Annotated in this window: 11 protein-coding genes and 1 pseudogene; 4 read left to right on the top strand and 8 right to left on the bottom strand. The window is 68.5% G+C overall.

Annotation, left to right across the window (positions count from 1 at the left end):
* Window positions 1-53: 53 nt before the first annotated feature.
* Window positions 54-887, top strand: a pseudogene (locus V7060_RS02640) (peptidylprolyl isomerase); the annotation flags it as partial.
* Window positions 888-1054: 167 nt separating this feature from the next.
* On the opposite strand, the gene V7060_RS02635 reads toward V7060_RS02640, so the two are convergent.
* Together V7060_RS02635 and V7060_RS02630 are read right to left on the bottom strand one after the other, a co-directional pair.
* Window positions 1055-1918 (bottom strand): DMT family transporter, encoded by an 864-nt coding sequence (locus tag V7060_RS02635; RefSeq protein WP_334177715.1) that lies wholly within the window; start codon window positions 1916-1918, stop codon window positions 1055-1057.
* A 5-nt stretch (window positions 1919-1923) separates the two neighbouring features.
* Window positions 1924-2274, bottom strand: coding sequence for a GFA family protein (locus V7060_RS02630; protein ID WP_334177714.1), 351 nt, complete (start codon window positions 2272-2274; stop codon window positions 1924-1926).
* Between the two features lie 115 nt (window positions 2275-2389).
* On the opposite strand from V7060_RS02630, the gene V7060_RS02625 reads away from it, so the two are divergent.
* Window positions 2390-4201: a DUF885 domain-containing protein gene (locus tag V7060_RS02625; RefSeq protein WP_334177713.1), complete on the top strand. Its 1812-nt coding sequence runs from the start codon at window positions 2390-2392 to the stop codon at window positions 4199-4201.
* A gap of 117 nt (window positions 4202-4318) precedes the next feature.
* Here the strand turns inward: V7060_RS02625 and rraA are convergent, their stop codons facing one another.
* A complete protein-coding gene (rraA, locus tag V7060_RS02620; protein ID WP_334177712.1) occupies window positions 4319-4801 on the bottom strand; it encodes a ribonuclease E activity regulator RraA in 483 nt (160 codons plus the stop codon).
* 72 nt (window positions 4802-4873) lie between these two features.
* On the opposite strand from rraA, the gene V7060_RS02615 reads away from it, so the two are divergent.
* Window positions 4874-5698 carry a DUF72 domain-containing protein gene (locus V7060_RS02615; protein WP_334177711.1) on the top strand — a complete coding sequence of 275 codons (825 nt, stop codon included), beginning with the start codon at window positions 4874-4876 and terminating at the stop codon, window positions 5696-5698.
* Window positions 5699-5707: 9 nt separating this feature from the next.
* Here the strand turns inward: V7060_RS02615 and V7060_RS02610 are convergent, their stop codons facing one another.
* Both V7060_RS02610 and V7060_RS02605 read right to left on the bottom strand, forming a co-directional pair.
* Window positions 5708-7009 carry an MFS transporter gene (locus V7060_RS02610; protein WP_334178077.1) on the bottom strand — a complete coding sequence of 434 codons (1302 nt, stop codon included), beginning with the start codon at window positions 7007-7009 and terminating at the stop codon, window positions 5708-5710.
* A 205-nt stretch (window positions 7010-7214) separates the two neighbouring features.
* On the bottom strand, window positions 7215-7859 hold the full coding sequence (locus tag V7060_RS02605; RefSeq protein ID WP_334177710.1) for a Pr6Pr family membrane protein: 645 nt from the start codon (window positions 7857-7859) through the stop codon (window positions 7215-7217).
* Between the two features lie 100 nt (window positions 7860-7959).
* Between V7060_RS02605 and V7060_RS02600 the strand changes: the two genes are divergently transcribed.
* Complete coding sequence (locus V7060_RS02600) at window positions 7960-8907, top strand: DMT family transporter (RefSeq protein ID WP_334177709.1); 948 nt, start codon at window positions 7960-7962, stop codon at window positions 8905-8907.
* A 6-nt stretch (window positions 8908-8913) separates the two neighbouring features.
* Here V7060_RS02600 and V7060_RS02595 read toward each other — a convergent pair whose 3' ends face one another.
* From V7060_RS02595 to V7060_RS02585, 3 genes are all read right to left on the bottom strand, one after another.
* Complete coding sequence (locus V7060_RS02595; RefSeq protein WP_334177708.1) at window positions 8914-9336, bottom strand: universal stress protein; 423 nt, start codon at window positions 9334-9336, stop codon at window positions 8914-8916.
* A gap of 88 nt (window positions 9337-9424) precedes the next feature.
* Entirely contained in the window at window positions 9425-10498 is a 1074-nt protein-coding gene (locus tag V7060_RS02590) for a sensor domain-containing diguanylate cyclase (RefSeq protein WP_334177707.1), read from the bottom strand.
* Between the two features lie 92 nt (window positions 10499-10590).
* Window positions 10591-11310 carry a pseudouridine synthase gene (locus tag V7060_RS02585; protein WP_334177706.1) on the bottom strand — a complete coding sequence of 240 codons (720 nt, stop codon included), beginning with the start codon at window positions 11308-11310 and terminating at the stop codon, window positions 10591-10593.
* Window positions 11311-11398: the final 88 nt, after the last annotated feature.

The following is an 11398-nucleotide window of genomic DNA, read 5'->3' as shown; positions in this document are numbered from 1 at the left end:
TGCTCGCTTGCCTGTTCACCCTGCCCGTCGCGCACGCGGCCGAACCGCCGAAGTACCCCAGCGCGAAGGAGATCCTGGATGCCTCGCCCGATGGCGACTGGCGCACGCTCGACCCGGCCAACACGCTGTACATGGACGTGCCCGGCGGCCGCGTGGTGATCGAACTGGCGCCGGCGTTCGCTCCGGCCCACGTCGACAACATCCGCACGCTGGCACGCGAGGGGTTCTGGAACGGGCTGGCCATCTACCGCTCGCAGGACAACTTCGTCGTGCAGTTCGGCGATGCCGATGCGGAAGACACGGCGAAGGCGAAATCGCTGGGCACGGCGAAGACGGCGCTGCCGGCGGAATTCGCACGCAAGTCCGCGGGACTGACCTTCTCGAGGCTGCCAGACGTGGATGGCTGGGCGCCGCAGGTGGGTTTCGTGGACGGCTTTCCCGCAGCGCGCGATCCGAAGCGTGGCGACACGTGGCTGGCGCATTGCTATGGCGCGCTGGGCGCGGGCCGTGGTGGCCCGCCGGACAGCAGCAACGGCAGCGAACTGTACGTGGTCACCGGGCAGTCGCCACGCCAGCTCGACCGCAACATCACCCTGGTCGGCCGCGTGGTGAAGGGCATGGAACTGCTTAGCGCGATCCCGCGCGGCCCCGAGCCGATGGGCTTCTACGAGAAGGCGGAGCAACGCACCCCGATCACGGCCGTGCGCCTGGCCAGCGCGTTGCCGGAGGGCGAGCGCACCCCGCTGCAGGTCCTGCGCACCGATTCGAAGACCTTCGCGGCGGCCACCGAAGCCCGCCGCAACCGCCGCGATGGCTGGTACGTGCAGCCTGCCGGCCACATCGACCTGTGCAACGTGCCGCTGCCGGTGCGCGAAGCGAAGCGGTGATTCGCGAGATCTTTCTGTAGGGGCGACGCAAATCGCGACCGCATGATGCCCGCCCGATCCAGGACGATGTTCCTGCATGGGTGGCAGAGGCGCGCACGACCAACGCCGCCAGCCTGCGCGCCGTGCGGTCGCGACTCACGTCGCTCCTGCACCAACGGAATGCACGCTCAGGCAGCCCGCTGGCTCACTGCCACGCTGCCCAGGATCAGCGCACCTGCGGCGAGCATCGCCGGCGTGACCGGTTCGTTGAGGAACAGCCAGGCGAAGCCGGCGCCGAACAGCGGCACCAGGTAGGTGACCGTCGCCGCACGTGCGGGACCGATGCGGTGGATCAGGCGGTAGTACAGCAGGAAGGCATAGCCGGTGCAGAGCACGCCGATGGTGATGGCGGCGGCCCACGACCCGGCCCCGATCGCGTGCGTCGGCCAGTGCGTCGCGGCGAACGGCAGCACCAGCAGCGCGGCGCAACTCAGCGTGGCGGCCGCAGCCGCAGCGGGCGGCATGCCGGCCAGATGCTTCCGCACCAGGTTCACGCCGACCCCGTAGAGCAGCGCCGCGGTCGCACCGGCGATGACGGCGCCACCCACGCTCAATCCACCGGCCTTGCTCGTCGCCAGCACCACCACGCCAACGAAGCCGACCAGCAACGCCAGCGAGCGACGCAGGCCGATCTTCTGGCCGAAGAACAGGAAGCCGACCATCGCCGCGAACAGCACCGTCATCGCGTTGCAGATCGCGCCGATCGCCGCAGGCGAGCGCTGCGCGGCCCACGCGAACAGGAGGAACGGGACGGCCGAATTGATCGCACCGATGATCGCCAGCTTCGGCCACAGCGAGGTACGGAAATGCGCGCGCTCGCGCCACAGGAACGGCAGCAGCACCAGGGCACCCAGCGCCAGTCGCACTTCCACCAGCGCGAACGGACCGAACGGATTCGCCGCGATGCGCATGAACAGGAAGGAGCTGCCCCAGATCGCACCGAGCACCAGCAGTTCCAGGGGGGTGCGCCAGTCGCGTTCGGCGGTTTCCATGGACGTCAGAGGCTGGCGCCGTCGAATGCGGTGACCTTCAGCGTCGCCAGGTCGACACCCGGCAGGCAGCGCACGTTGATGGCCGCCATCTGCGCGCCGGTCTTGGGATGCGCCGCTTCGCCGAACGGGGCGATGCCGCACACCGCGCAGAAGTGGTGCCGGATGTGATGCTTGTTGAACGTGTAGGTGGACAGGTCGCCTTCCGGCGTCTTCAGTACCAGCGCCTCGCGCGGCGCGAACCACAGCAGGCCGCCGCGCCGCCGGCACAGCGAACAATTGCAGTCGATGACGTCGGCGATGTCGCCCTCGACCTCGAACGCGATGCGGCCGCAATGGCAGCTTCCTTCGTGCTTCATGATCGCGACTCCGGGACCTGGGGGCGCCAGCGTATATCGAATGGCACAGGTCCCGGGCATGACCTTCGGCCTATGCTGCCGGCTCCGCCCCATCGTGCACCGCAACAGGATTCCCATGCGCAAGACCCTGCTCGCCGCCGCCCTGCTGGCCTCGCTGTCCGCCTGCCAGAAGAGCGAAGCCCCCGTTGCCGCTTCCGGTGCGGAGACCGCCGCCACCGCCACGGATACCACGAAGGCCGATGCCGCCTTCGCTGACCTGTCCAAGCGCGCGCTGGAAGGTTGGCTGCAACTGTCGCCGGTCAGCGCCACCCAGATCGGCGAACACAGGTACGACGGCGAACTCGACGACCTGAGCGCCGCCGGCCGCCAGAAGGGCCTGGAGTTCAGCAGGAAGATCCTGGCCGAACTGGACGCGACCGACATCGCCGCGCTGTCGCGCGAGAACCAGGTCGACGCCGCCATCCTGCGCAACCAGCTGCAGTACGACATCTGGACCGCCGAAACGTTGCAGAGCTGGGCCTGGGATCCGCAGGTCTACAACAACGTCGCCGGTGGCGCGCTCTACGGCCTGATGGCGCGCGAGTTCGCGCCGTTGCCGGACCGCCTGAAGTCCGCCACCGCGCGCATGCAGAAGATCCCCGCGCTGCTGGCGCAGGCGCGCGAGAACCTCGATCCCGCGCGCGTGCCGAAGGTGCACGCCGAGACGGTCGCCAGGCAGAACGCCGGCATCCTCAGCATCGTCGACACCTTCATCACGCCGAACCTCAAGGACCTGTCTGACGCCGACCGCCAGCAGGCGCAGGCCGCCATCGACGGTTTGAAGAAGGCGGTCGCCGAACACCAGGCCTGGCTCGACAAGACGCTGGTGCCGAACGCGAAGGGCGATTTCCGCATCGGCCAGGCGCTGTACGACCAGAAGCTGCAGTTCGCGCTGTTGTCGTCGCTGTCGCGCGCCGACATCAAGCAGCGCGCCGAAGGCGAGCTCAAGCGCGTGCGCGAGGCGATGTACGGCATCGCGCGCACCGTACTGAAGGACAAGCCCGGCGCACCCGCGCTACCGGAAACACCGACCGCCGACGAACAGCAAAAGGCGATCGAAGCCGCGCTGGAACTGGCCTACGCTGAGCGTCCTGCACGCGACAAGGTGGTGCCAGATGCGGAAGCGGCGCTGGCGCAGGCGACGGAGTTCGTGCGCAAGCACGATCTGGTCACGCTGCCCGACGCGCCGGTCGAGATCATCGAGATGCCGGAGTTCCAGCGCGGCGTTGCGGTGGCCTACTGCGATTCGCCCGGCCCGCTCGACAAGCATCTGAAGACGTTCTACGCGGTATCGCCGATCCCGGAAGACTGGGATCAGAAGCAGGTCGATTCCTTCCTGCGCGAGTACAACAGCCGGATGATCCACCTGCTGAGCATCCACGAAGGTACGCCGGGCCACTACCTGGAAGGCTGGCACTCGGCCAAGTTCCCGTCCACGCTGCGCGCCGTCTTGCGCTCGGGCATGTTCGCCGAAGGCTGGGCGGTCTACACCGAGAAGATGATGTCCGACGCCGGTTACCTGGACAACGATCCGCTGTTCCACCTGGTGCAGATGAAGTTCTACCTGCGCACGATCGCCAACGCGATCCTCGACCAGGGCGTGCAGGTGGACGGCTGGACGCGCGAGCAGGCCATGGACCTGATGGTGCGCCAGACCTTCCAGCAGGAGCGCGAAGCCGCCGGCAAGTGGACGCGCGCGCAGCTGACCTCGGCGCAGCTGCCGACCTACTTCGTCGGCGTGCAGGAGCACTTCGATCTGCGCAAGGCCGCCGAAGCCAAGCAGGGCGCCGCGTTCAACCTGAAGGCCTACCACGACCAGGTGCTGTCCTACGGCGCCCCGCCGGTGCGTTTCGTGCGCCAGCTGATGCTGGACGAACCGATCAAGTGACGTCCCGGCGCGCGCAGCGCGCCTTTGCCGGGACGCCACCCCCGCGCAGGCGGGGGTCCAGCGACTTGCGGGCATCCACCAGTGGAAAAGGGCAGGCCTCGCGCCTGCCTTTTCTTTCTACGCCCCGTGCAGGCGCGCGTTGGCGACCAGCACGCCATTGGCGTCGGCATAGATCCAGTCCCCCGGCACGACCGACACGCCGGCGAACGCCACCGCTACGTCGACGTCGCCCAGGTCGCGACGGTCCGTCTTCATCGGATGCGCGGCCAGCGCCAGCACGCCCAGCGGCAGCGTCGCCAGGATCTCCACGTCGCGCACACAGCCGAAGACCAGGAACCCGGCCCAGCCGTGCTTCACCGCGTTCGCCGCGATCATGTCGCCCAGCAGCGCGCATCGAAGCGATCCGCCGCCATCGACCACGATCACCCGGCCCTCGCCCGGCGTCGCCGCCAGCTCGCTCACGCGCGAGTTGTCGTTGAGGCACTTCACCGTCACCACCGGTCCGGCGAAGCGCGCCTGTCCACCGAAGCTGCGGAACACCGGTTCGGCCACGTGCACATCGGGGAACTGGTCGCAGAGGTCGGGCGTGGTCCAGGACATGGCGCATCTCCGAGGGCGTGGGCTGACCGCATGGTAACGCGGGCACCACGCGCCCCGGGCTATGCTCGACGCATGACCGATCTCTTCGCTTCCGCACCGCCCACTGCGACCGACGGCATCCGCGTCGGCATCGGCGGCTGGACCTTCGCGCCCTGGCGCAGCAACTTCTATCCGGCCGGCCTGGTGCAGCGGCGCGAGCTGGAATACGCCAGCCGCCAGCTGACCGCCATCGAGATCAACGGCACGTATTACGGCGCGCAGAAACCCGCGACCTATGCGAACTGGCGCGACCAGACGCCGGACGGTTTCGTGTTCTCGGCCAAGGCGCCCAAGCGCATCATGCAGTCGCGCTCGCTGGCGTCGACGCAGACGCAGGTACAGGACTTCGTCGGCGGCATCGCCGAACTCGGTGCGCGGTTGGGACCGCTGGTGTGGCAGTTCGAAGCGGGCCGCCGGGTCGATGCCGGGGAACTCGATGCCTTCCTCGCGTTGCTGCCGCGCGAAATCGCCGGGCGACCGCTGCGGCATGCGCTGGAAGTCCGCGATCCTGCCGCGGTCGATGCGGACCTGATCGACCTCGCGCGCCGGCACCAGGTCGCGACCGTGTTCACCGACTCGACGGACTATCCGTCCTTCGCGGACCTCACCGCCGACTTCGTCTACGCCAGGCTGATGCGTTCGCAGCCGATCGAGAGCGGATATCCGCCGAACGAACTGGACCTGTGGGCCAGGCGCGCGGAGGCATGGTCGCGCGGCGAAGACATCGCCGGGCTGCCGCACGTGGGCGACGCCGCGCCGGCATTGCCGCGACGCGATGTGTTCGTCTACTTCATCAGCAGTGCGAAGGAGCGCAATCCGGCTGCCGCGATGGAACTGATCCGCCGTCTTGGCAGCTGATCTCCGCCGTCAGTGCCGCAGCGGCCGCTTCAGCAGGACGTAGATCGCCACGCCACTGCCGACCAGGCAGGTGAACGCGACATAGTGGGCGGGCGCCATCGCGCCCCATGACGTGGACAACCACGCGATCATCGGTGGCGTGAGGCCACCGAACACCGCATACGCCACGTTGTACGAGAACGACAGGCCGGAGAAACGCACCTCCGGCGGAAACGCCGCCACCATCAGCGCCGGCGTCACCCCGGTCACGCCGCAGCAGAAGCCGGCCAGCGCGTACCAACCCACGAACTGTTCGTGGTTGCCAGACACCAGCGTGCCGTAGAGCGCATACGCGGACAGGCCCAGCCCCAGCGAGCCGGCCAACAGCGCGCATCCCACGCCGAAGCGGTCCACCGCCCAGCCCGCCACCAGGCAGCCGGCGATCAGCGCCAGCGTCGCCAGGCTGTTGCCGCGGAACGCGGTGGCGGGATCGATGCCGAAGCTGGTCTGCACCAGCGTCGGCGTCAGCAGCACGATGACCACGATGGCCGCCGTCAGCTGCCACGACGCGAGCATCGACAGGACCACCGCTGGCCGGTGCGCCGCCAGCACCGTTTTCACCGGCAATTGGCGCGCGAACTGCTTGCGTTCGCGCATGTCCACGAACACCGGCGTTTCCTCCAGCCAGCGACGCAACCACACCGCAATGAAACCGAACACGCCGCCCAGCACGAACGGCATGCGCCAGATGCCTGCCTGCACCTCGGCCGGCGTGCAGGTCGCGTTGATCCACGCCGCCAGCAGCGAGCCGATCAGGATGCCGGCCGTCAGTCCCGCCGTCAGCGTGGCGCAGGCGATGCCGACGCGGTTGCGCGGCACGTGCTCGGCGACGAACACCCAGGCCCCCGGCACTTCGCCACCGACCGCGATGCCCTGCACGATCCGCATCGCCAGCAACAGCAGCGGCGCAAGCGCGCCGACCTGCGCATGCGTCGGCAGCAGGCCGATCAGCAGCGTCGGCACGGACATCATGAAGACGCTGAGGGTGAACATGCGCTTGCGGCCCAGCCGGTCGCCGAAGTGCGCCATCACGATGCCGCCCAGCGGCCGCGCCACGTACCCCGCCGCGAAGATCCCGTACACCTGCAGCTGCGCCAGCCACGGTGCGGTACCCGGCGGGAAGAACAGCGCACCCAGCGTCTTGGCGAAGAACACGAAGACGACGAAGTCGTAGAACTCCAGCGCGCCGCCAAGGGCCGACAGGCCAAGCGTCTTCGCATCGCGCCGGCCGAAGGATCGAAGGATCGGAGGCGATGCATCGCCGGAGGTCATACGGTCGTCCTGCACGTCGGCAAAGTCACGGCGCGCGAACATCGCATGCTGCTCGCCACGCGTCCAGCGCCGTCGCTTCTCCCTGTAGGAGCGACATCAGTCGCGACCGCAGGTTGTCCGGTCAGGTAAAGCTGCATCGTCCGCAGGCCGTCGGTCGCCGATGTGTACTGGTGAGGTCGGTGTACGGTCGCGACTGATGTCGCTCCTACAGGGACGCCCGGCGACGGCCAAGTATCCGATCGAACCCCGCGATGACCAACCCCAGCACCACGAACACCGCCATGACGCCCAGCGCGTTGATGCCGACGCGCGTCCAGCCCAGCTGGCCCACATCGATGAAGGGATACGGGTACTCGCCCAGCCACGCGCCACGCGCGAATACCCAGGCCACGTACAGCAGCGGGAACAGCAACCAGCCGGCGACGTTTGGCCAGCGCAGGCTGCCGTGCGGCGTGAACGCCAGCCACCACGCCCAGTACGCCAGCGGTACCGCGTAGTGCAGGCCGGTGTCGGCCCACCACTGTGCGCCCTGCGGCTGCCACAGGTGGCGCAGGATGACGAAATAGATGCTGCCGGTGACGCCGATGTACAGCGCCACCGCGCCGCGCACCCGGGCCTGTGCGAAGAAGCCGGAACGCCCCGCGGCCGCCGCGAACGCAACGAGCGCCACCGCGATGTTGCTGAGGATGGTGAAGTAGGTGAGGAAACGTACCGTGCCCAGGACCACGCCGGTGGTGTCGTGGGTCAGCGCCAGGATCAGCAGGTATTGCAACACCAGCGCCGACAGGGCGAGCAGACCGACGAGGGCGGCGAGCGTACGGGATACGACGGAAAGGCGTGGCGGCGACATCGGTCATCCTCGGTCCGTAGTGGCGCCAGCTTGCCACGGCACGCGGCCGGTCGGGAGTGGTCCCATCGCCAGCATCCCGCGCCTTCGGCGACAATGGCGCATGCCGATGACCCCGACTGCCAAGGCCCAGCTGCAGATCCACCTGTGCGTGCTGCTGTGGGGCTTTACCCCGATCCTGGGCAAGTTGATCAGCCTGTCCGCGCTGCCGCTGGTGTGGTGGCGCATGCTGATCGTGGTGGTCGCCCTCGCCTTCCTGCCGCGCGTCTGGCGCGGGCTGCGCGCGATGCCGGCGAAGCTGATCCTGGCCTATTGCGGCATCGGCGTGATCGTCGCGCTGCACTGGCTGACGTTCTACGGCGCGATCAAGCTCTCGAATGCTTCCGTGGCGGTGACGTGCATCGCACTCGCACCCGCCTTCACCTCGGTGATCGAGCCGTGGCTGACGCGGCGTCCCTTTTCCTGGCGCGAACTGGCGTTCGGCGTGGCCGTGCTGCCGGGCGTGGCGCTGGTGGTCGGCGGCATTCCGGACGGCATGCGGCTGGGCGTACTGGTCGGCGCGCTGTCCGCGTTGCTGGTCGCGGTATTCGGTCCGCTCAACAAGCGCCTGGTCGAACACGGCGAGCCGCTGACGATCACCGGACTGGAACTGGGCGCGGGCACGATCCTGCTGACGCTGCTCGCGCCCTTGATGCCGATGCTGTTCCCCGCCTTCGCCGGCGACCTGTTCGTGCTGCCCGGCCTGAAGGACGGCGCACTGCTGGTGGTGCTGTCGCTTGCGTGCACGCTGCTGCCGTTCGCGCTGTCGCTGGTGGCGCTGAAACACCTGAGCGCGTACGGCGTGCAGCTGGTGACCAACCTGGAACCGGTCTACGCCATCGTGCTGGCCATCGTGCTGCTGGGCGAACAGCGCGAACTCACGCCACTGTTCTACCTCGGCGTCGGCATCATCCTGGCCGCGGTGTTCCTGCATCCGCTGGTGCAGCGGCCGAAGCGCATCGAGCACCCGGAGATGCTGGGCACCTCCGAGGCCAAGAACATCGTCGACTGAGCGCGATCAGCGCGCGACCAGCACCGGCACCGGGCTGGTCGCGATGACCTTCAGCGCCACCGAGCCGACGAACAACTGTTTCAGCGCACCGCGGCCGTGCGTGCCGACGACGATCAGGTCCGCCTTCGACGCCTTCGCCTGCTTGACGATGCTGTCGGCGGGTTCGCCGACGAGGTACGTCTCCCGGAACGGCAGCCGCGCACGCCTGAGCGCCGTGCGCGCCTTCTTCATCGCATAGGCGGCGTTCTCCGCGTGATAGCTCGCCACGCCGTCCTTGCCCAGGCTCAACGCGACCGAGCGCAACAGCGGCGGGTCGGCGTAGAACAGGGTGACGTCCGGCGTCTCCGCCAGCGACGCACTCACGTCGACCAGTTGCCGCACCGCGGCCAGGCCGATCTCGCTGCCATCCACCGCCACCAGGATCTTCATCGTCGTGCTCCGCATGCGGGGCGGACGCACGACGCGCCGCCGATGGGAGGACAATGCGTCCACCGGTCGCAGCGCGCATTGATCGCGATCAACCCGGTGCGGCCACCACCCGGTCGCGACCCGTGCGCTTGGCCTCGTACAGGGCCTGGTCGGCACGGCGGAACATCGCCTCGGCGCTGTCGTCGCGCTGCCGTGCGGCCACGCCGATGCTGACGGAAACCGGCAGGCCGACAGGCAGCAGGCCCACGCTCTGGCGCATGAATTCGCATTGCAGGCGCGCTTCTTCCAGCGTGGCGCCCGGCATCAGGATGACGAACTCCTCGCCGCCATGCCGCGCCGCCAATCCGCGGCCGGCCGCCTGCGACCTCAGCATGTCGCCCAGCGCCACCAGCACCCGGTCGCCCTCGTCGTGCCCGTGCAGATCGTTGACCGTCTTGAAGTGGTCCACGTCCAGCACGGCGACGGCAAGCGGATCGCCGCTCTGTGCGGCCTTCCGCATGGCGGTGTCGAGCGCGGCCGCGAATGCGCGGCGGTTCGGCAGCCCGGTCAGCGGATCGGTCTTCGTCTGCTCGGAAAGATCGGCGTTCTGTTGCTCCAACTGCTGCTGGTATACCTGCATCTGCTGCTCGTACCAGACTCGCTCGCGCAACTGGTGGCCGAGCTTCTGGCTGAGCCGACGCAGCTCCAGCAGTTGTGCGACCTGGCGGGACAGCGCATCCAGCGCGTCCAGCTGGAACGGCGTCAGCTCGCGCGGCGTTTCGTCCACCAGGCACAGCGCGCCCAGCGCCAGTCCTTCCGTCGTGACCAGCGGCGCACCGGCGTAGAAGCGGATGCCGTGCTCGGCGGTCACCAGCGGGTTGTCGGCGAAGCGCGCATCGCGGGTGGCGTCAGGCACCACCGTCATCGTCGTCGGATTGAGGATGGTGTGCGCGCAGAACGAGGTGTCCAGCGACGGATCGGGATGGTCCATGCCGACGCGCGCCTTGAACCATTGCCGGTCGCGGTCGATCAGCGTGACCGCCGCCATCGGCACACCGCAGATGGCGGCGGCGATGCGGACCAGATCGTCGAACGCGCGCTCGGGCGCGCTGTCGAGGATATCCACGCTGTGCAGCGCAGCGAGACGCTCTTCTTCGTTGTCGGGCTTGGGCGGTCGGCTCATGCCGGCAGTCGGAAACCGGAGGATGCGCAGAGTATGCCTGCGACGGCACGGACGTTACCCCGCTCCGGCGCGACCGTCATCACGCTATCGCGTCACCAGGTGTCCTGCTGCGGCAGCAGGCCGCGCAGTTCCTGGTCGGTGAGGTTGCGCCAGCGCCCGGCCTTCAGATCGCCCAGCCTGACGTTGTCGATGCGCACGCGCCGCAGCTGGGTGACGCGGTAATCGAATGCCGCGGCCATCAGGCGGATCTGCCGGTTGAGGCCCTGCGTCAGCGTGATGCGGAAACCGAACTTGGCGATCCGGCCGGTCTTGCACGGCAGCGTCGTCTGCCCGTGCACGCGCACGCCGCGCGCCATGGCGCGCAGGAACTCGTCAGTCACTGGCTTGTTCACCGCCACCAGGTACTCCTTCTCGTGGCGGTTCTCCGCGCGCAGGATCTGGTTGACGATGTCGCCGTTGCTGGTCAGCAGGATCAGGCCTTCCGAATCCTTGTCGAGCCGGCCGATCGGGAAGATGCGTTGCTCGTGGCCGATGAAGTCGACAATGTTGTCCTTCACCGACGACTCGGTGGTGCAGGTCACGCCGACCGGCTTGTTCAGCACGATGTAGACGTGCTTGCGCTTGCCGGCCTTCACCGTGCGCGCCTTGATCGGCTGGCCGTCGACGCGCACCTCGTCGCCCTCGCCCACCACCGCGCCGACACCGGCGGCAATGCCGTTGACGGTCACGCGGCGCTCGGCGATCAGGCGGTCGGCCTCGCGGCGGGAACAGAAGCCGGTCTCGGCGATGTGCTTGTTGAGGCGGGTGGTCATGCCGGCATTATCCGGGATCGGCCGCCCGGCGTCCGCATCGCGCGGGGCCGGCAAGCGTATCGAGGGACACGGCGTCTGCATGGCGCAG

It is taken from the genome of Pseudoxanthomonas sp. (assembly GCF_036845285.1).
In the GTDB taxonomy this organism is placed as follows: domain Bacteria; phylum Pseudomonadota; class Gammaproteobacteria; order Xanthomonadales; family Xanthomonadaceae; genus Pseudoxanthomonas_A.
The sequence above is the reverse complement of the archived record's forward strand: the minus strand, read 5'-3'. Positions and strand labels throughout refer to the sequence as shown.